Raw genomic sequence first — 19,356 nt, forward strand, 5'->3', positions numbered from 1 at the left:
GTAGCTCGGGAAGCTACCAAACAGGAGGTTCCGAACGCCACTCGCCAGGCTGCAAGGTTTTTAATTGAAAAGGCCCAACAGCGGCTCGAATCAAACGTAGGGTAGGGAGGCCTACATGCGCTGTCATCCGCCTTACCTGACGGTTTTTTCCTTCTCTAATTTTAAGGCAAAGCCAACTGTCGGGAATAGTTTTACGCTCGCGAACGGGTGGATTCCGGGGCCATAGATTCATCGGTTCCGGCATCATAAAAGCTTCAGCAGGGCGCGTCATACCGTCGTTTAACTCAACTCCGTTCCTTAACTGTTCCAATTGCTCTTCGCTGGGTTCCCCTTCAACCTGTACCCAGTAGGTTTTCCATACTTTGTATTTCGGATTGGCAAGGCGTGCCTGATAGACCCCATCATTGGTTAGTAGCAGAAGCCCTTCACTGTCTTTATCCAGTCGACCGGCAGGGTAGACATCGTTGTGAGGAATAAACGATTTTAATGTCTGGTCGCCTTCTTCTCCGGTGAACTGAGATAAAACACCGTATGGCTTGTTCAGTAAAACCAACTTAGGGTTGGCGGGTCGTTTACTCTGAGATTTCATGCCTGCCTCAAATTCTTGTATCGATTTAAATTGGATCGCGGTAGTGGATACTCTAGTATATCGGGCGCTAGTTTATCTTACTCATTAAAAAAGTGTGGGAATTTCTGTGGATGATAACAAAGTAGTAATTGGTGGTTCTTTAGTTGAAGCGCTAAAAGGAAATTATCAACTGTCGTTGCGACAAGTCTTAGAACAGTCGTTTAACGTGACTAAGTCAAATTTACTGCCGCTTATTGGCGGCTTTTTGATTCTGCTCGGCATTAATGTGCTTATGGTCGTGGTGTTGATGAATGTATTTTCGGTGGAAGCAATACAAGCTTCAATGAAGATACAGTTCTTTTCCAGTATCTTGCAAACGGTTATTAGTGCTCCGCTTTTAGGGGGGCTTATGCTAATGGGAATTAAACACAGCGTCGGAATTCAGACCAAAACAGCAGACGTTTTTAATGGTTTTAATGTAATGATGCCTTTAATTACGGTGGCTGTTATAAGTACTCTATTGAGCGTGATAGCCAGTGTTATTCTTGGCTTGTTGCATCCCAATCTTGGAATACTGGCGTCGCTGTATATCACTGTCATACTGGCTCTGGCGATGCCGTTGGTTGTTGAACGGGGAACCAGTCCGCTAAATGCGGTCTATTATTCAATAAAGATAGTCCATTTCAAATTACCTAAGTTTATTCTGCTATTTCTCATTCTTCTGGGGTTATTGTTTTTAGCTATTCTGCCCTTTGGCTTAGGCCTTATCTGGATGTTACCGATGATTTATAATCTCATCGGAGTGGTCTATCGGGACATTATTGGCGTAACGGTTATTGAGAGTTCAAAAAAAGATCATTCGTCTGAAAATATTTCGGCTTGAGGACTGCATGCGACTATTAACGGTTTTATTATTTATTGTATTGAGTATTGCGGCTTTATTCGTACCCTGGCTTATTGATAAGTCAGGCATGGAAGCCCCAAACCCATCTGTTACTGCTCATTTGCCTGAAATTCCGGAGGTTCCGGTTGAGCGAGATTTGCCTGACTTTATGTCAATGACGGACGTAACCGAAAAAAAGGAAGAGTTCTTTCGTTTTCTATTGCCAATGGTTGAAGCAGAGAATATTCGAATACTTCATGATCGAGCTCATCTTAAGGCGATACATCAGCGTTTTAAAAACGACAAACTGACAGAAACCGATAAGCAGCGACTTGAAGATTGGATAGATTATTACCGTCTTGAAGAAGACATTGCTATTGATGAAAATCTCTTTGGTCTTTTAAAACGTCGTATTGATATTATTCCTGAAACGATGGTTTTAGTTCAGGCAGCAAACGAGTCTGGTTGGGGAACATCAAGGTTTTCACGCCAGGGGTTGAACCTGTTTGGTCAGTGGTGCTATTCAAAAGGGTGTGGTCTGGTACCAAAAGGCCGTGACGAAGATGGCCGTCACGAAGTCGCTCAGTTTGATTCTGTTAATGCGTCGGTAAAAAGCTATATACGTAACATTAATACGCACGGAGCTTACCTCGATTTGCGCTTATTACGCGAACAAAAACGATTAGATAACGCGGATATACGAGCGAGAGATCTTATTACAGGCCTTTCCAGTTATTCTGAACGTGGTCAAGAGTATATTGACGAATTGCGTGCCATGATTCGAATTAATCGGCCTATTATTGAGCAAGTCAATGAAGACCTGAATACGCCAGAAACAACAAAGAAAAACTAAATTAGGTTATTTCTTTTGAATTAAGGGCTCTTTATTAGAGCCCTTTTTTATTGGCGATTCGCAGTTATTCTTTAGCTAAGGACTCTTTAGCTAAGTACTATGCCAGCTGTTTTATTGGAATATTGTTTAACAAAGTCGGTTCAGTGCCAGAAGTGTCAGGGCTGAAACTGTCACTATCAAATGCTTTGTCTCCATTTTCGTCGGCAATGCCGTCAGCCGCAACCGATTTAAAGTCAAATAGGGTACTATCGGCTAAATGAGATGGCACAACATTTTGCATCGCAGTGAATAGACTCTCAATTCTGCCGGGAAACTGTTTGTCCCACTGATTCAGCATTTGCTTAATATGTTTTCTTTGTAAGTTTTCCTGAGAGCCACATAAGTTACAGGGAATGATAGGGAACGCCATCGCTTCTGAATATTGCTCTATGTCTTTTTCCCGCGCATAAGCCAATGGCCGAATAACAACGTGTTCGCCGTTATCACTTACCAATTTGGGCGGCATGGACTTTAGTTTACCGCCATGAAACATATTCAGAAAAAGAGTTTCTATCATGTCGTCCCGGTGATGACCTAATGCAATTTTAGTTGCCTTAAGTTCCTTTGCGGTACGGTACAAAATGCCCCGCCTAAGGCGTGAGCAGAGAGAGCAGGTTGTTTTACCCTCGGGGATTTTATCTTTTACTATGCTGTAAGTATCTTCTTCCACAATACGGTACTCAACGCCCAGTTTATCCAAATAAGCAGGCAATATATGTTCTGGGAAGCCTGGTTGCTTTTGGTCTAAATTAACGGCCACCAGAGAAAATTGAATAGGTGCAACTTTTTGCAAGTAGAGCAGGGTATCCAGCAGGGTATAGCTATCTTTTCCACCTGACAGACAAACCATAATATGATCACCGTCTTCAATCATGCCGAAATCCTGAATGGCTTTTCCGGTGTCGCGGCGAATCCGCTTTTGCAATTTATTGAAACGGTATTGATTTTCACTGGCCATAACGGCTCCTACAACCTGTTTTATCTGGACGTTCTCAGGAGCCGGATTATACCTTAGGCATTAATCTCAAGCGAGGGGGCTGACAAAGTCTTCTGGTTTAATGGCTAATACATCGCAGTTTAGCTGATCCAACACATGTTCAGCGGTGTTCCCCAAAAGTGCAGCACTTAAGCCGGTACGCCCGATAGTGCCCAAAACCACCAGTTCAGCATCTAACTGCTTGGCAGCCTCGGGGATGACCTGCTCAGGCAACCCTTGCGACAAGTGCTGGTAGTGATTTGATATACCATACTCGCGGCCCAATGCGGCCATACGACTAATATGGTGCTGCTCAAGGGCATCAGTGTATTCACTGATATCAAACTCAGGAATTTCTACCGCCACATTGACGGGCGCGCTTGGGTAGGCATTAACCAAATGGATACTGGCGTCCAGAATTTTGCTCATAGACTGCGCGTGTTCAATAATGCGATTATTCAATTTTTGATGGTGTTCTTCTTCAGAACCGGTATGGACGGCGGCAATAATTTGTCCATGAGTTGGCCATTCATGTTCTTTCACCAGTAAAACCGGACAGGGCGCTTTTCTTAGTAAGTGCCAGTCTGTAGGGGTGAAAATTAAATTCTGAAAGCTCGCACTGACCTGAGTCCCTTTAATAATAAGGTCATGCTCGTGCTTGATCGCTTCTTTTATAATGGCTTCAAAAGGCCTGTTGTGCCAGACCACGTCAATATCGATGCGAATCGAATCGGTGTCGAGTTCGCTCAGAACGTCGGTTAGCCAGGCTTTTCTGTCAGCAATAAGGTTGGAGCGCATGATATCTCGCTCCTCGCTGGATAGCATCGTCGTCATTTCGTAAGAAAAGTCATAAATAGATAAAAATAGCGTTAGTCTGGCACCGCTCAGACGAGCCATATGTAAAGCTCTTTTTAATGCTTTGTGTTGCTCGTCAGCAGCGTCTATAACAACCAAAACATGACGGAACGCATCCATACTCACCTCGTAATTAATCCTGTGTTCATTCTTTAGATTAGACGAAAGCAGTGGGCTTTGCAGGCTTTATTAAAAAAAAGGTTTGATTAAGGTCAAAAGGCTCCATAGTGCATAAACAATGAGGAGAACGCCCATGGCCGTTCGGACGCCTTGCGCTTGTAAAAAACGATGCAAGAACTGACTGAAATGCCCGGCTGCGATCATAGCCGGTAAGGTGCCTAAACCAAAAGCCGCCATGGTCAAAGCTCCACCGGAGGCGGAGCCACTTAAGGCAGCCCAGCTTAGTGCACTGTAAACCATACCGCAGGGCAGCCAACCCCAAAACGCACCGGCTAGGAAGGTTGCAAGAGCATTCGGCTTGTTCCTTAGCTTAATAGCTAAAGGCTGTACCTTTCGCCAGATTGGCCGGCCGGCTTTTTCCAGATACACCAACCCGGAGAACCATCCCGTAAAATAGAGTCCAAGCAACAGCAAAAAGGAAACGGCTAACCAACGTAAGACCATGGTTGTATAACCGCCTTCTGGAGCGAAAAGCCCAATGGCACCACCAACCAATGCACCAATAACCATGTAAGAGCTCACGCGCCCCAAGTTATAGAGCCAGACGTGATAAGCACGGGTGTTAACGCCCATAGCGCTGGCAATACCGCCGCACATCACCAAACAGTGGCCTGCGCCTGCAAGTCCCATCAGTAGTGCGGTAATAAGATCAGCGCTTTGGTTTATCGGATTCATCATCAGCTTTTTTATCGTCGTTGTTGTCGTCATCATCCATCAGGATGTTAAGCCCCTGACGTTCAATATCCTCAAATTGATCGGAGCGAACCGCCCAAAAAAACACAACAATAGCAATGATCACGAAGATAATAGCAACGGGGATTAACGCGTAGATAACACTCATTTTTGATACAACCTTAAGGAGTTTCCTATTACCAGCAGCGAACTAAGTGACATACCAAGCGCTGCGGCCCATGGAGCAATCAGACCCATAGCAGCAACAGGTAAGATAGAAACATTGTAAACTAATGCCCAGGTAAAGTTTTGTTTCATAATTTTACGTGTTTTTAATGCACTTTCTATAACAGTCTTAACTTGATCCAGTGAGGTCGACATTAAAACGACATCTGCCGCGGTTTGGGCTAAGTCAGACGCTTGGGAGAAGGTCATTGAAAGGTCTGCTTTAGCAAGCACTGGACTGTCATTAATACCATCACCGACCATCCAAACTGTATGGCCGGCTGCTTGTTGCTCGGTCACTATTGTCAGTTTTTCTTCCGGTTTAAGAGCGCTGTGATAGTCGGCAATGCCTAGCTCGTCAGCTAGGGACTTTACTCTGGATTGACTGTCACCGCTCAAAATAATGGGTTGATAACCTTGAGCTCTTAACCAGCTGATAGTAGCTAAAGTACCTTCTCGCAGCTGATCTTCAACTCTGAACTGGGCCAAAACACGCTCTCTGTCCGCAAGAATCACCTGATGTTGACTCAATCCTTTAAACTCTGGATGCCATTGTTTTATATAGCTTTCACTGCCTACCCGGTATTGTTTCCCATGTAAGTCACCCTGTAAACCAAGCCCCATTTCATTGTTCACGTTTTGAAACGGGGCAGGGCTGGCAGACAGTTGGCTCAGTGGCACGGAAAGTGGATGCTCGGAGAATAGCTCCAGTCCACTTACCAGTTTATTCACCGTTTCAGGATCTATGCTGTCACTTCTGTCTGTGAGCCTGAATTTACCTTCAGTAAGAGTGCCCGTTTTATCCAGAAACACCTTGTCTAACTGTTTTACTGATTCGAGTACATCGGTTCCCTTTAATAGGATACCCTTCTGGTTAAGGCGGTGAACGATGCCGCTTAATGCTGTCGGCGCAGCGAGAGACAGAGCGCAGGGGCAGGTCGCAACTAATACTGCCAGGGTCACCCAGAGCGCATGGTCGGGCTGTATCCACCACCAGGTAAAGTAAGTGATAATGGCGATGGTCAGAATTGCCGCAATAAAATAGCCAGCAACTTTATCAATTACTTGTTGGGCTTTTGGCTTAATAGCTAATGCGGAGTCTTGCATTGCAACAATACCGGCTAACACGGTTTGTTGTGCTGTTGCTGTGACTTCAATTCTTATCGGTGAGTGCTGATTAATACTACCGGCAATAATAGAATCGCCAACTTTCTTTGCTCTTGGTTTGCTTTCACCGGTGAGTAGACTTTCATCGACTTGCGCCTGACTGCTGAGTAAATATCCATCTGCCGGAATAGTTTCACCTGCTTTCACACGGATAATATCACCGACATTTAACTGCTTTATGGCAATAGACTCGGCACCATCTAGTGTTTCTCGGGTTGCGAGCCGGGGTAATAAAGTTAGACGATTTGTCGCAAATTTAAGTGCGCGCTCTTTTGCCAGTAGCTCAAGAAAACGCCCGGTAAGCAGGAAAAACGTAAACATGGAAATGGATTCAAAGTAGACTTCACCGGTGTTCGTTATTGTTGCGTAGACGCTCGCGCTATAGGCACCAAGCAACGCAATGCTGACCGGCACGTCCATATTTAATCTTGAGGCCTGCAATGCTCTTAATGCACCGACATAAAAGGGTTGGGCGCTATAAAGAATGACAGGCGTTGCGAATACCAGACTAATTCCCCATAAAAAACGCTGTAACTCGGGTGATAAATCGCTAACCACACCAAAGTACAAGCCGAAAGCAATCATCATAACCTGCATGGTTGCTATACCAGCGACACCTAACCGGCGAATATAGTTTTTCCTCTGTCGTGTATATTGCTGTTCAGCTTCATTCGGCTGAAAAGGCAGGGCTTTGTAGCCAATTCCGGCCAAGGCTTTTAAGATATCGCTCAATTTTAACTGGCTGGAAGACCAAGTGACCTGTAAACGTCGACTGGTGACATTGACAACCCCTTTTTGCATGCCCTTTAAGCGCATCAACTCGCGCTCAATAAGCCAGCCACAAGCGCCACACGTAATATTTTCTACTGTTAGCGTGGCAACCTCGGTGTCGTCGCCCTCATGTCTTACAAATTCTTTCTGTAAATCGGGGTGATCGTACAAAGCGAGTTCTTTTAGCTCGTTAGGCAGAGCAGGGGGCTGTTGCAGTTGTGCGGTATCCCGATGTTCATAATAGGCGTGTAAATTGTGGTCGATAATTGTTTGCGCGACAGCCTGGCAGCCGGCACAGCACACTGGCTTTTCAGAGCCTTTATACTGAATTGTGAGGTTAATTCCTTTCGGAACCGGTTGCAGGCAGTGGAAGCATTCCATTGAACTAAACGCCGTATAATAATGGACGAAGTTTTGTTAATTCAGCTTTTGGCAGCTGATATTTCTGACTGACTTTCCATACCTTGTTGAAAGGCTCTACAGTGACAGTCCACTTGCCATCAATGTTTTCCGGGATATCGGCTCGGTAGGTGCCATCTGCCGCTACGGTCAATAAACGAGAAAAATCTTTTCCTGCCAGAGTCGCGTGGACAAATGAGACTCTCAATGCGGACAGCTCCTCAGGTTCTCCAGACGCGTATTTTAGGGTGAACCGGCCGTTAGCAGCAGTAAATTCAAAGGAAATGTTACGACGTTGCGCTTCCTCTACATGTTCAATAATCGCGTTAATTGTTTTGCCACGCTTGTAGTAGTCATCAACAACCATGGAAAAGCTGCCCTGGGAAATAGACAGATAAATGATAACGCCGCAAACAATCATGACTGTAACGGGAAGGGAAATAAGAAACCATGGCCAAAACTGCTTATACCAAGGTTGATTCATAATAGGACCTCTTACAAAAAACCCCGCCGAAGCGGGGCTATTCAATGCGCTTTATTCGTCGTTAGACAAGCTGTAGACATAGGCAGAGATAACGTGAATTTTGTTTTCTCCTAAAATGTCTTTCCATGCCGGCATAACACCGTTACGCCCGTGCTTTAAAGTTTCTTCAATTTTATTAATTGAACCCCCATAAAGCCAAACGTTGTCCGTTAAGTTTGGTGCCCCAAGCTGCTGATTACCTTTACCATCTGCACCATGACAAGCACTACAAACAGCAAAGTTTGCTTTACCGGCTGCAACCAAGTCAGCATCTCGTTCACGACCACTAAGGCTGGCAACATAGTTAGCAAGTTGAGTGATTTGTTTGTCGCTAAACTGTGCACCAAATGCAGGCATATTACCCTGACGGCCCTGCAGCAAGGTTGTTTTTATGTCACTGGGTTCACCACCATATAACCAGGCATCATCGGTTAGATTAGGGAAACCTTGTCCGCCCATCGCGTTAGAGCCATGACATTGTGAACAGTTTTGAAGGAATAGGCGTTGACCAACATCTAACGCATCTTCGTTCTTGGCTAATTCTTTAATAGGCTGCTCTGCAAAGGCTTCGAAAATTGGGCCATACTTTTCCTGTGCAGCACGAACGGCACGGTCATACTCAACTATCATGCCTTTATCGTGCGCTTCTTTCATTGCCTGGCGAGATTCTTCTAACGATTGCACATCCTGGTTTGAGCTTTTCCAGTCAAGCAACCCGTTGAAGTTACCCAACCCTGGGTAAAGAGCTAAGTATAAGAATCCCCACACGAAGCAAGCCCAGAATAAATAGGTCCACCACTTAGGAAGAGGGTTATTCAACTCAACAATTCCATCGAATTCGTGGTCCAGTTCCTGGCCTTCTTCGATGGGAACATAATTTTTCATGTTCCAACGCAATAACCAAATCAATGCCACTAAGGTTCCAAGCGTTAAAACAATTATCCATGCACTCCAGAAGCTACTCATCTTTCTTCGACTCCGGTTTGTCGCTTTTATCTATTGATGATTCGTCCTCAAATATGGAATTAGCCGCTTCATCAAATTGCTTTTTCGTACGGCGGTTGAAGGCCCAGAGCACAATGGCGATAAATATCGCCAATATGATCAGGCTGAATACGCCGCGCCATGTTCCATAATCCATTACTTGTCTGCCTGCTGTAACGCTGTGCCAAGAGACTGTAAGTAAGCAATCAGTGCTTCCATTTCAGTTTTACCCTGAACGGCTTCTTTAGCACCGGAGATATCTTCTTCAGTATAAGGAACCCCCAGTGATCGCATTACTTTCATTTTCTTGGCGGTGTATTCGCCCGTCAGCTTGTTTTCTGCAAGCCAGGGAAAAGCTGGCATATTCGATTCAGGAACCACATTGCGAGGGTTCATTAAATGAACATGATGCCATTCATCGCTGTATCGTCCACCCACACGTGCCAAGTCCGGACCGGTGCGCTTAGAGCCCCACAGGTGAGGAAATTCCCAAACGTGTTCACCCGCCAATGAGTAATGGCCGTAACGTTCTGTTTCAGCCCGAAAAGGACGAATCATCTGACTATGACAGTTATTGCATCCTTCGCGCATGTAGATATCACGACCCTCAAGTTCAAGAGCTGTGTAAGGCTCTAAGCCTTTTATGGGCTCATTAACTTGTTTCTGGAATATCAGTGGTGTTATCTCAGCAAGACCACCAATAGAAACAGCAATGATCATTAAAATCGACAACCAGCCAAGGTTCTTTTCAACAAATTCGTGTTTAAAGCGACTCATTCTTCTCTCCCTCAGGCAGTTTGTACGACGTTGCCTGCAGCTGTCTCACGACGGCCGGCACGAATTGTCTGATAACAGTTATAAGCCATAAGCAGCATACCAATGACGATGAAGACACCACCAATAAAGCGGCCCGTCCAGAACGGATAGGATGCTTGAACACTCTCTACGAAACTGTATGTTAAGGTTCCATCTGAGTTCGTTGCACGCCACATAAGACCTTGCATAACACCTGAAATCCACATAGAAACGATGTAGAAGACCACACCAATGGTATGTAACCAGAAATGCACATTCACTAACTTAGTACTGTGAATTTCTTTTTGGTTAAATAACCGCGGGACTAAGTAGTACATAGAGCCGATGGTGATCATAGCAACCCAGCCTAAAGCACCCGAATGCACGTGACCAACTGTCCAGTCCGTATAGTGAGATAGGGCATTGACCGACTTGATAGCCATCATTGGACCTTCGAACGTTGACATACCGTAGAAAGACAATGAAACAATCAGGAAACGCAAGATAGGATCGGTGCGTAACTTATGCCATGCACCCGATAACGTCATAATACCGTTAATCATGCCGCCCCATGAAGGAACGAATAAAATAACGGACATGACCATACCCACGGACTGAGTCCAGTCTGGCAACGCTGTATAATGCAAGTGGTGGGGGCCAGCCCAGATATAAAGAGAAATAAGCGCCCAGAAGTGAACAACCGATAAGCGGTATGAGTAAACAGGGCGTTCTGCTTGCTTAGGTACGAAGTAATACATCATACCCAGGAAGCCAGCCGTCAAAAGGAAACCTACGGCATTGTGTCCGTACCACCATTGAACCATGGCATCGACTGCGCCTGAATAGATTGAGTATGACTTGGTAAAAGATACTGGAATCGCAAAGCTGTTCACAATATGCAGCATAGCGATGACAACGATAAAGCCACCGTAAAACCAGTTAGCCACGTATATATGGGATGTTTTACGAATTGCTAAGGTTCCGAAGAAGACAATTAAATAGGCAACCCAAACGACGGCAATCAGTATATCGATTGGCCATTCAAGTTCGGCGTACTCTTTTGTGCTCGTCAGACCCAGTGGCAGAGTAATAACTGCCGCGACTATGACAGCCTGCCACCCCCAGAAGGTAAATGCAGCCAATTTGTCTGAAAACAAACTGACTTTACAGGTCTTTTGCACCACATAGTACGAAGTGGCAAAAAGCGCACTGGTACCAAACGCGAAGATAACCGCGTTAGTATGCAGTGGACGAAGACGGGAGTAGGTTAACCAAGGAGTATTGAAGTTTAGTTCTGGCCAGACTAGCTGGGCAGCTATCAATACACCCAACGCCATACCGACGATACCCCAAATAATGGTCATGACAGTAAACTGCCGAACGACCTTCATATTATATTCGATCGGTTGTTGTGGAATTGTTTGACTCATCTTTTAAATCCGCAGTGATTAAGATCAGGAAAAAGGTGACTTTTACCAGACACAATCCATGTAAAAGTGCGTTTATTTTACGTCTTATGAGTAAAAAGGTACAGGGGAGATTCTTAATATCCCCCTTAATATTAAGGTTATTTCGTTTTAAATCGACTGACAAGTTGACTTAGATCAATGCTGTTTTTACTCAGATCTTCACTGACTTTTGCGACCTTCGTATTGGCGTCCTGATTGGCCTGAGAAAGGTCGGAGATGCCGGTGATGTTTTCATTTAAATCTCGGGTTACGCGGCTTTGTTCATCAGTAGCAGACGCTATTTGGACGTTCATACTCGAAATATTGGCTACCGCTTCCTGAATTTGACTAATAGCTCGTTCCGCTCTCAACGCTTCTTCGTTGGTTGATGTTGAACGCTGTTCTACATCACTAATAATTTGTCCAACGTCTTTAATCGCGCCCTGAATGCTTTCTACAATAGAGGAAATCTCATCCGTCGAATGTTGGGTTCTGGTCGCCAGGGTTCTTACTTCGTCAGCGACAACAGCAAATCCGCGGCCGGCATCGCCTGCGCGCGCGGCTTCAATTGCCGCATTGAGTGCCAGTAAGTTGGTTTGTTCCGCAATGGCGACAATGACGCCCAAAATATTTCCGATCTTGTCTGAACCATCTTGCAAAAGCCGAGCTTTTTCGCCTGCTTTACCGAGTTCAGAGGTTAGTGCTTCGATATTATTGACTGATTCACGCACGATAACCGCAGAGCGTCCAGCTTCTTCATCTGCTGTATTGGCTGAATCGGCTGCTTGACGAGCGTGATCAGCGACTTCGGAAGCGGAGGACGAGAGTTCGGTGATAGCTGTCGCTATAGAGCTTGTTTGTGAGCTCAACTCGTCACTCTGGCGACTACTGGTAGCAGATAAGTCAATAAGCTGGCTTGCAGCTTCACTCTCATTTTGCGCACTTTCCTGAACACTTTGCACCAATTGTTGAATTTTGTGTACAAAGACGTTGAATGAGGTTGCCAGTTTGGATAATTCATCTGAGCCTGAGTCATCCAGTCGGCGGGTTAAGTCACCTTCACCTTCAGCAATATCAAACATGGCACTATTAATGGTTTTTAATGGGCGAGTAATACTGCGTATGATCAAAACAAACAAAAGAAGTAGCGGCACAGCTAAAAGCAGGGCTAATCCCACCAATTTGAAAAACTCCTGCCATAATATTGCGGTAATATTATCCGTATATTGCCCGGTTCCCAAGATAAGATCCCAAGGTTCAAATACCCGTATTCTGCTAATTTTCGGAACAAGGTTGCTTGTATCACTGCCTTTTTGCCAAATGTACTCAACAGTCGCACGTTCAGCCGAGCGCGCTTTTTCGACCATTTGCTGAAACAGTTGTGTTCCTTCTGGATCTTCATAACTGGTGACGTCTTTTCCGACGAGTTGTTTCGAGAAAGGGTGCTGCACCAGAACGCCGTCACGGCTCAGAGTAAAAATGTACTCACTGCCTTCATACCGAATATCGTCGAGCCTCGCGTAAGCTTGAGATCGAGCTTCGGCCTCGCTGAGGTTTCCGTTCTGGTATTCGTCATAATAGTGACTGACTATCGTGTGAGCCGTGTCGAGTACCGCGTTCAGTTTGCGTTTTTCTTCATCAACCAGCAGGTTATTTAGGATAAACATCATAAACGCAACCATAAGGGCGGTACCTAACGCTGCGATGCCTAATAACGATACTAGTCTTTGCGTGATACTTAACTGCTGTACGATTTTCATTATTGTTCCTTAACTGAATAAGTGAAACTTTTTACACTCAGTTATCGGCAGTTTAGAAAATCTTTATAGCAGAAAAGTCATTCATAATTTAATTCTTTTAGTTAAGAATTGCTCTTTCCTCCTTTTAGGACCAACGCCGATAAAGCTGGCAGCGTGAAAGTTGTGACCAATGCAGCACCAATTAGCCCAAACATAACAATAGCGCCGACCCCACGATAAAGCTCGGTTCCTGCGCCCGGTATGAATACCAAAGGAGCAATACCACATAAGGTGGTTAATGTAGTGATGGTAATAGGGCGCACACGTGACAGTAATCCTTCCCGAACAGCCTTTTTAATGGGATAACCTTCTTTGTCGCGAAGGTAAATAGCCCGTTCAACTACCAAAATAGGGTTGTTGATAACCGTCCCCATAAGGATCAGAAAGCCAAGCATTGTGATCATATCGAACGGTTGGTTTAATGGCTGTAGACCAACCATAGGCAGTAACTGACCAATACCATTCATAAGCGCTAATCCGGCAATGCCTGCACTGATCCCCATCGGAATGGTTGCCATAATGAGCAGGGGATATCCCCAGTGGGCGAAAATGGCGACCATTAGCAAATAAATGATGGCAATAGAAATCACATATTTTTCACTTAACGCGGCTTGAGTTTCTGCCAGTTTATCCGCAGCCCCTGATAGCTGAGTAGAAATATTAGCCGGAATGACACCTTGTTCTCTTAAATGCTGGAGAACCTGAGTTTTGACTACTCCGACACCCGATTCTAACGCTACAGACTCCGGCGGAATAATATTTAACGTTACAGTCCTTTGGCTGTCGACGCGGCGCACGGTGCTGGTATCGACGGTGTGCTGAACGTCGCTGATTGCATTCAATGCAACAGAGCGGCCGTTGACGTTTAAAATGGGTAAGTCGTCCAGCATTTCAGGCGTGACTTCCGTACCTTGCTTGCTGTAAAGATACATATCAATTTTATCATCGCCTTGAAAGTACTCCCCGACAAAAGCGCCGTCAGTCAGCGCTGCAACCGCATAGCCGAAGCTGTCAGCGTCTAAATCCAACTCACTCATACGCTCCCAGTCGGGCCGTATTTCTAATAATGGCTGCGCCAGAGTAAGTGAGTTTGGGGTGGACTGTATTCGCGGATCGTCGAACACGGCTTGCGAACGTTCGTATATAGCCCGGGAAGCGGCATAAACTTCACTTAAATCTTGTCCACCAATATCCACATTAATACTGCGGGTGCCACCATCGTTGCCGCTTATAATAGAACCTTTGGTCGCAAAAGCCCTCATACCCGGATAGCGCTCGTAAACCTTAGTGATAACGGTCATTAACTCTTCAATTCGGTTTTTATCCCGGGTCTCCGCAATAATACGAATGTTTGACGCGGCGACGCTAAAGCTGATGGTTTTAAGGGCAGGGATAGTGACCCCCGAACGTGTAATTTCGCTCTTTTCTGTGGTTAAAGCAGGAGCAAAAATGTTACGAATTTCGTCCCCTATAGAAGACATTGTCTGCAAGTTATAACCTGGAGGTGCGCTCATTGTCGCAAAAGTTTTGGCTTCCTCACCTTCAGGCAGGTATTCCGCCGGTGGCATTAAAAACCACCAAATACCGATGACTATGGCAAAAGTAACCCCGACAGTACTCAACTTAGAGTGCTTTGATTGCAATAATTTTTGGTTTATGCAGTCGACACGATTGATGAGTTTATCAGTCACCTTAGTTTTCGCTTCGGCCGGAAAGTAGGCCGACAATAAAGGCACTAAAGTGACCGATACGAACATTGATGCAATAATGGATGCAGAAATAGCAATAGCAATGTCAGAGTACAATTGTCCGGCTTCCTGAACGATAAAGAGTATAGGCAGGAAAACCATTACGGTTGTCAATGTGGAGGTCAATACCGCGGTCCAGACTCGCTTAACTCCCTCAACAGCAGCATCTTTCGGGCTTAAGCCTTTACGTCGTTCAAGCTCAATACTTTCTAAAACGACAATGGTGTTATCCAGCGTCATACCAATCGCAAAAGCAATACCAGCTAACGAAATCACGTTTATCGTTCGGTCAAGCAGCAGCAGTCCTAAAAAGCCGGCCAGGACACAAATAGGAATGCCGACGACAGCAATTAGCGTCGCCCGGCCTGAGCGCATCAGCCCATACATAACGAGGGTCGCAAACAGGGCACCCAATAATAAATTAAAGAGAACATTTTGAATGGAGCTCTCGACATAACGGACGTCGGAGGAATTTAATGTAATTTCCATGCCTGCTGGACGTAGTAACTCTTCATTAATACGTTCAACTTCATCCAGCATAGCGTACTTTATATCAATCACATTAGAGCCAAGCTCTCTTTTAACCTGCAAACTCAGAACTTGCTGACCTTTAAACCAGGATTCGCTGTTAAGTTCAAAGTGGTTGAAATCTATGTCAGCAACATCTTTGAGTCTAACCAGACTGTCGCCGGTTCTTCTAATAATGGTGTTTTCTATTTCATCAAGAGAATCAAATCGGCCAACGGTACGCAGTAAAAAACGGCGCTTTCCTTGTTCAAGTTCACCTGCTGATGTATCACGATTGCGACTGCTTATCGTCCGTCGAACATCATTAACCGATACGTTGTATTGAACCAAGGCATCTTTATCCATCAAAATACGAACCTGGCGCTGAGCTCCGCCGCTGACATTCACCTGCGAGACGCCGGCTACGGACGACATTCGGGGCCGAACATTGTCTTCAATGTAATCCCGCATCATGATCATGTTAATGTCTTTCGGATTTCCTGTGACTGGAGCAACCCGAAAATACATAAAGGCGTTACTTGAAAAGGAAGCAGAGAAAATTCTTGGCTCGTCGACGTTCTCTGGGTAATTCGGTACCTGACTTAACGCATTGTTAACCAGGATTAATGTTTTCGTAACATCAACACCGAAAGGAAAGTCCAGTTCTATGCTTGCTTCGCCATTACTGGCGGTACTTTCCATGCGCTGTAGATTAGGGACGGTGCGTAGAAACTCTTCCTGTTCTATAAGAATCTCTTTCTCAATATCCTGAGGCGTCGCACCAGGCCATTGAGTTTGTACAGAAATGGTTCTTACTTCCAGATCCGGTATCATTTGCACTGGAATACGAAGGGCCGCAGTAATACCCATCAAACAAAGAATTAGAATGGCGACGATAGTAACGTGTTTATGCCGGATAACCGCTTCAATCATAGTCAGCGGACTCCGTCAGCTCCAGAGCTTGTCCATCAGTCAGTGCCTCGTTACCGCGCACAATGACACGTTCGTCAGGGCTCAGTCCGCTTTTAATTTCGACATAGCCATTAAACCGCAAGCCAAGCTCCACAGGACGTTCAAGTGCCTGCCAATTACCATTGTTTTGTTGGGCTACCCATACCGATGTCCGGCCGTCGCTGTAGCGGACAACAGCATCCTGAGGTACCGAAACTTGGTGGCGGCCGCTGTCAATTTCAAAGGAGGCCTTTAAGGGGATACCAACAACCCAGTTATCAGGATACTCACCGGTTAAACGAACACGAAAAGACCGATCATTTCCATCTACAAACGGAACTATATTTTCAATATTGGCGTTAATATCCGTCCCTTGATAACTAAGGGTTGTCTTGGTTTCAGAACGAAGCGATAAGTACAGAAATTCAGAAAGGAAAGCGTCGGCATACCGGTTGTTACTGCCCACCAATTGAAAAACACTCTGTCCAGCACTGAGCCACTCGCCGAGATCGGCAGTACGATCCGTTATGACACCATCGAAAGGGGCCGTCAGTTGATGGTAACTCTGACTAACCTTCATTTCATTTAATATAGCCTTAGCCTCTGCTAACTGAGCTTTTGCAACCTGAACCCGGGTGCGAGAGCGGCGCAATTCACTGGCGGGTACAAAATCAGTTTTGCCAAGAACTTCAAGTTCACTCAGTTGCTGCTTTTCATCTTCCAGGTTAGCTTTAGCACTGTCTACCTGCGCTTTTAGCGACTCTATTGTGGAGTTGATCTGACGGGAGTCTAGTTCAGCGAGTACATCACCTTTATGCACAGTCTCGCCGATATCTTTTTTGAGCTTGCGTAACTTTCCCTCAACCGCGAAATTCAGTTGTGACTGATTCAAAGCCGCAAGGGTTGTCGGTACGCTGATTTTATTAACAACAGACCTTTGTTTAGATTCAACATATTCTACCGGTGTCTGCGCAACAACCGCGACGCTCGTGACTAGTAAAGCGGTAAAAGCTATCGCTCGTTTGAACCAGAGTGCCATCATTATTATTCAGCCCGTATTAATAAAATGAACATCTTATAAGTTACGCAAAACGCGGAAGATTCGATTACTATTGTAGACTACAGCTTTAATATAAGGGGTTACTATGAGCCTGACAGACCCAAAGACATTCGAGTGTCCTTACTGCATGGCGATTAATGATATTGAGATCGATTGGCTTAATGATATTGGGCAACAGCAGATTGTTGATTGCCAGGTCTGCTGTCAGCCAATCGAGATAGAAGTGTTACAAATAGGGGATGAAGTGCAGATAAAAGCGCACCGTGACGATGAATAGGGTGCGCGTAAATTTTTAGATCGAAAGCTTCTTTATAAGGCTAAGGCTTCAATTTCCTTTGAAGCTTTTTTTAGCCCTTGTTGTCTAGGCTCATCGCCCATATTCACGCCTTCAGCGCGAATTATAGTGACATCAGTGATACCGATAAAATTAAGAACCTGTTTTAAATAGCTTTCCTGATGATCTAAAGCTTGCGCATCACCCTCAGAGTAAATGCCACCGCGACCTGATGCGATATAAACTTTTTTACCATTGACCAGGCCTTGCGGACCCTGCTCAGTGTATTTAAACGTAACTCCGGCCTGTAATACACGATCAATCCAGGCTTTTAATTGAGTCGGAATGGTGAAGTTATACATCGGAGCGCCTATAACAAGCGTGTCAGCAGCTAACAGCTCCTGTACGAGCTCATCAATCACAGACTTTTCTTCAGCTAACAACTCTTCCGCAGTCAAGTGGTCAACAGGGTTCGTGATCAAGTCTCGGTATACCGTTGTAACCTCTTTATTTCCTTTGAGTTTATCAACGATTTCCTGACTTAATTGGCGGCTAACAGATTGTTCTAAGAAAATACCGGAATCTATATGTAAGACTTTCATAAAAACACCTTATTGCTTTCTTTTAGTATGGACTCAGTATAATTCGTTCCAAATAGTTTAATAAGAAGTTAAAATGGAACCTTACGTTCCATTTATGGAACCTATTGAGGTGTTAATGTCTTTTCCTGATGTCACAAACTACTATTTATTCGCCCAGGTTATCGCTTCTGGCAGTATCAGTGCAGCTTCTCGTGAACTCAGTCTGCCCAAATCCACCATTAGTCGTAAAATGGCTCAGCTAGAACAAGAGCAGGGGACACGACTTTTTCACAGAAGTCGAAGTGGACTGAAGCTCACGGATGTTGGCAGAGAGTTCTTAATACATTGCGAGCGGCTTGTTAGTGCAGCAGAGTCAGCGCAACAAGTGACACAGCGGTTGCTAGAAAAACCCAGGGGGAAAGTTGAAATCAGTGCACCTTATGCTATTAGTCAAAGTTTACTCGTTCAGGTACTGCCTGAATTTATGAGTCTGTATCCGGAAGTGGAAATTCAGCTGATTGTGACGAACCGCCCTGTAAACCTGGTAGAAGAGGGCATTGATGTTGCCTTGCGTGTGCGCCCAACTATAGAGGATTCAAGCTTAATTGCCAGGCCAATTAGTCAGGCGCCGCAAACACTTTATATTGCACCCGATTTAATCAGGAACGAAAGTATTCTGGAACCGGAAGATCTGCTTAAGTTTGAGCATCTGAGCTTGCACTATACAAATGGACGTTACGGTTACGAACTGATCCATAGCTCCGGGAAACAAAAATCTTTAAAGATAAAACCACGCCTCATTACCGATGACATGATTGTGTTAAGAGAAGCCGCAATTAAGAAATTAGGAATTGCGTCGTTACCCAATTACCTCTGTAACGATGCCGTCGCTAACGGAGAGTTAGTTCCGGTGTTAACCGACTGGCATTTGCCAATTGGGATTATGCACATGACGTACTCACACCGACGGGGGATATTGCCCGCCGTACGTGTATTTATCGATTTCCTTGCCGAGAACCTTCCTGATTTAGCCCAACAGCAATTTTAAAGGAGCCCGCCGGCGTGCTCACCCTGGAGCAAACCCGCCGCAGCTAGCCG

At 45.2% G+C, this 19,356-nt stretch carries 19 protein-coding genes; 4 read left to right on the plus strand and 15 right to left on the minus strand.

The genetic code is table 11. The features are described from left to right. Window positions 1-13 precede the first annotated feature (13 nt). A complete protein-coding gene (locus tag RBK99_RS01695) occupies window positions 14-589 on the minus strand; it encodes a pseudouridine synthase (protein ID WP_317502913.1) in 576 nt (191 codons plus the stop codon). A gap of 106 nt (window positions 590-695) precedes the next feature. Here RBK99_RS01695 and RBK99_RS01700 point away from each other — a divergent pair, with 106 nt between their 5' ends. Continuing rightward, window positions 696-1,451 carry a hypothetical protein gene (locus tag RBK99_RS01700; RefSeq protein ID WP_317502914.1) on the plus strand — a complete coding sequence of 252 codons (756 nt, stop codon included), beginning with the start codon at window positions 696-698 and terminating at the stop codon, window positions 1,449-1,451. A 7-nt stretch (window positions 1,452-1,458) separates the two neighbouring features. Beyond that, window positions 1,459-2,304, plus strand: coding sequence for a glucosaminidase domain-containing protein (locus RBK99_RS01705; RefSeq protein WP_317502915.1), 846 nt, complete (start codon window positions 1,459-1,461; stop codon window positions 2,302-2,304). 97 nt (window positions 2,305-2,401) lie between these two features. On the opposite strand, the gene ttcA is transcribed toward RBK99_RS01705, so the two are convergent. From ttcA to RBK99_RS01770, 13 genes are all read right to left on the minus strand, one after another. Further along, window positions 2,402-3,301, minus strand: a complete 900-nt coding sequence (gene ttcA, locus RBK99_RS01710; RefSeq protein ID WP_317502916.1) for a tRNA 2-thiocytidine(32) synthetase TtcA — start codon at window positions 3,299-3,301, stop codon at window positions 2,402-2,404. A gap of 66 nt (window positions 3,302-3,367) precedes the next feature. Beyond that, entirely contained in the window at window positions 3,368-4,294 is a 927-nt protein-coding gene (gene uspE / locus RBK99_RS01715; RefSeq protein WP_317503353.1) for a universal stress protein UspE, read from the minus strand. 69 nt (window positions 4,295-4,363) lie between these two features. Then, on the minus strand, window positions 4,364-5,032 hold the full coding sequence (locus tag RBK99_RS01720) for a sulfite exporter TauE/SafE family protein (protein WP_317502917.1): 669 nt from the start codon (window positions 5,030-5,032) through the stop codon (window positions 4,364-4,366). Further along, the gene (gene ccoS, locus RBK99_RS01725; RefSeq protein WP_317502918.1) at window positions 5,004-5,195 is read right to left on the minus strand and encodes a cbb3-type cytochrome oxidase assembly protein CcoS; all 192 of its coding nucleotides are present in this window, start codon (window positions 5,193-5,195) and stop codon (window positions 5,004-5,006) included. Before ccoS ends, RBK99_RS01720 begins: the two co-directional genes overlap by 29 nt. Then, complete coding sequence (locus tag RBK99_RS01730; RefSeq protein ID WP_317502919.1) at window positions 5,192-7,570, minus strand: heavy metal translocating P-type ATPase; 2,379 nt, start codon at window positions 7,568-7,570, stop codon at window positions 5,192-5,194. The genes ccoS and RBK99_RS01730 overlap by 4 nt, the downstream gene beginning before the upstream one ends. Before the next feature lie 4 nt (window positions 7,571-7,574). Beyond that, a complete protein-coding gene (locus RBK99_RS01735) occupies window positions 7,575-8,072 on the minus strand; it encodes a FixH family protein (protein ID WP_317502920.1) in 498 nt (165 codons plus the stop codon). A gap of 51 nt (window positions 8,073-8,123) precedes the next feature. Continuing rightward, complete coding sequence (gene ccoP / locus RBK99_RS01740; protein WP_317502921.1) at window positions 8,124-9,077, minus strand: cytochrome-c oxidase, cbb3-type subunit III; 954 nt, start codon at window positions 9,075-9,077, stop codon at window positions 8,124-8,126. Next, window positions 9,070-9,252, minus strand: a complete 183-nt coding sequence (locus RBK99_RS01745) for a cbb3-type cytochrome oxidase subunit 3 (RefSeq protein ID WP_317502922.1) — start codon at window positions 9,250-9,252, stop codon at window positions 9,070-9,072. Before RBK99_RS01745 ends, ccoP begins: the two co-directional genes overlap by 8 nt. Further along, window positions 9,252-9,872 (minus strand): cytochrome-c oxidase, cbb3-type subunit II, encoded by a 621-nt coding sequence (gene ccoO / locus RBK99_RS01750; RefSeq protein ID WP_317502923.1) that lies wholly within the window; start codon window positions 9,870-9,872, stop codon window positions 9,252-9,254. Before ccoO ends, RBK99_RS01745 begins: the two co-directional genes overlap by 1 nt. Window positions 9,873-9,883: 11 nt before the next feature. After that, entirely contained in the window at window positions 9,884-11,320 is a 1,437-nt protein-coding gene (gene ccoN / locus RBK99_RS01755) for a cytochrome-c oxidase, cbb3-type subunit I (RefSeq protein WP_317502924.1), read from the minus strand. A gap of 137 nt (window positions 11,321-11,457) precedes the next feature. Next, entirely contained in the window at window positions 11,458-13,098 is a 1,641-nt protein-coding gene (locus RBK99_RS01760) for a methyl-accepting chemotaxis protein (protein ID WP_317502925.1), read from the minus strand. A 101-nt stretch (window positions 13,099-13,199) separates the two neighbouring features. Further along, complete coding sequence (locus RBK99_RS01765) at window positions 13,200-16,325, minus strand: efflux RND transporter permease subunit (RefSeq protein WP_317502926.1); 3,126 nt, start codon at window positions 16,323-16,325, stop codon at window positions 13,200-13,202. Continuing rightward, a complete protein-coding gene (locus RBK99_RS01770) occupies window positions 16,318-17,385 on the minus strand; it encodes an efflux RND transporter periplasmic adaptor subunit (RefSeq protein WP_317502927.1) in 1,068 nt (355 codons plus the stop codon). The genes RBK99_RS01765 and RBK99_RS01770 overlap by 8 nt, the downstream gene beginning before the upstream one ends. Window positions 17,386-17,488: 103 nt before the next feature. Between RBK99_RS01770 and RBK99_RS01775 the strand changes: the two genes are divergently transcribed. After that, on the plus strand, window positions 17,489-17,680 hold the full coding sequence (locus RBK99_RS01775; RefSeq protein WP_317502928.1) for a zinc ribbon domain-containing protein: 192 nt from the start codon (window positions 17,489-17,491) through the stop codon (window positions 17,678-17,680). Window positions 17,681-17,712: 32 nt separating this feature from the next. Here RBK99_RS01775 and RBK99_RS01780 read toward each other — a convergent pair whose 3' ends face one another. Further along, on the minus strand, window positions 17,713-18,279 hold the full coding sequence (locus RBK99_RS01780; RefSeq protein WP_317502929.1) for an FMN-dependent NADH-azoreductase: 567 nt from the start codon (window positions 18,277-18,279) through the stop codon (window positions 17,713-17,715). 73 nt (window positions 18,280-18,352) lie between these two features. Here RBK99_RS01780 and RBK99_RS01785 point away from each other — a divergent pair, with 73 nt between their 5' ends. Then, window positions 18,353-19,306 (plus strand): LysR substrate-binding domain-containing protein, encoded by a 954-nt coding sequence (locus RBK99_RS01785; protein ID WP_317502930.1) that lies wholly within the window; start codon window positions 18,353-18,355, stop codon window positions 19,304-19,306. Window positions 19,307-19,356 lie beyond the last annotated feature (50 nt).

Origin of the sequence: Idiomarina solivarensis, from assembly GCF_033052755.1 — a bacterium.
Classification (GTDB): domain Bacteria; phylum Pseudomonadota; class Gammaproteobacteria; order Enterobacterales; family Alteromonadaceae; genus Idiomarina.

Bases quoted from the DNA above. Each gene is read 5' to 3' on its own strand.
- RBK99_RS01695 (WP_317502913.1), bottom strand. From the start codon at position 589: ATGAAATCTCAGAGTAAACGACCCGCCAACCCTAAGTTGGTTTTACTG.
- RBK99_RS01705 (WP_317502915.1), top strand. From the start codon at position 1,459: ATGCGACTATTAACGGTTTTATTATTTATTGTATTGAGTATTGCGGCT.
- ttcA (WP_317502916.1), bottom strand. From the start codon at position 3,301: ATGGCCAGTGAAAATCAATACCGTTTCAATAAATTGCAAAAGCGGATT.
- uspE (WP_317503353.1), bottom strand. From the start codon at position 4,294: ATGGATGCGTTCCGTCATGTTTTGGTTGTTATAGACGCTGCTGACGAG.
- RBK99_RS01720 (WP_317502917.1), bottom strand. From the start codon at position 5,032: ATGATGAATCCGATAAACCAAAGCGCTGATCTTATTACCGCACTACTG.
- ccoS (WP_317502918.1), bottom strand. From the start codon at position 5,195: ATGAGTGTTATCTACGCGTTAATCCCCGTTGCTATTATCTTCGTGATC.
- RBK99_RS01730 (WP_317502919.1), bottom strand. From the start codon at position 7,570: ATGGAATGCTTCCACTGCCTGCAACCGGTTCCGAAAGGAATTAACCTC.
- RBK99_RS01735 (WP_317502920.1), bottom strand. From the start codon at position 8,072: ATGAATCAACCTTGGTATAAGCAGTTTTGGCCATGGTTTCTTATTTCC.
- ccoP (WP_317502921.1), bottom strand. From the start codon at position 9,077: ATGAGTAGCTTCTGGAGTGCATGGATAATTGTTTTAACGCTTGGAACC.
- RBK99_RS01745 (WP_317502922.1), bottom strand. From the start codon at position 9,252: ATGGATTATGGAACATGGCGCGGCGTATTCAGCCTGATCATATTGGCG.
- ccoO (WP_317502923.1), bottom strand. From the start codon at position 9,872: ATGAGTCGCTTTAAACACGAATTTGTTGAAAAGAACCTTGGCTGGTTG.
- ccoN (WP_317502924.1), bottom strand. From the start codon at position 11,320: ATGAGTCAAACAATTCCACAACAACCGATCGAATATAATATGAAGGTC.
- RBK99_RS01760 (WP_317502925.1), bottom strand. From the start codon at position 13,098: ATGAAAATCGTACAGCAGTTAAGTATCACGCAAAGACTAGTATCGTTA.
- RBK99_RS01765 (WP_317502926.1), bottom strand. From the start codon at position 16,325: ATGATTGAAGCGGTTATCCGGCATAAACACGTTACTATCGTCGCCATT.
- RBK99_RS01770 (WP_317502927.1), bottom strand. From the start codon at position 17,385: ATGATGGCACTCTGGTTCAAACGAGCGATAGCTTTTACCGCTTTACTA.
- RBK99_RS01775 (WP_317502928.1), top strand. From the start codon at position 17,489: ATGAGCCTGACAGACCCAAAGACATTCGAGTGTCCTTACTGCATGGCG.
- RBK99_RS01780 (WP_317502929.1), bottom strand. From the start codon at position 18,279: ATGAAAGTCTTACATATAGATTCCGGTATTTTCTTAGAACAATCTGTT.
- RBK99_RS01785 (WP_317502930.1), top strand. From the start codon at position 18,353: ATGGAACCTTACGTTCCATTTATGGAACCTATTGAGGTGTTAATGTCT.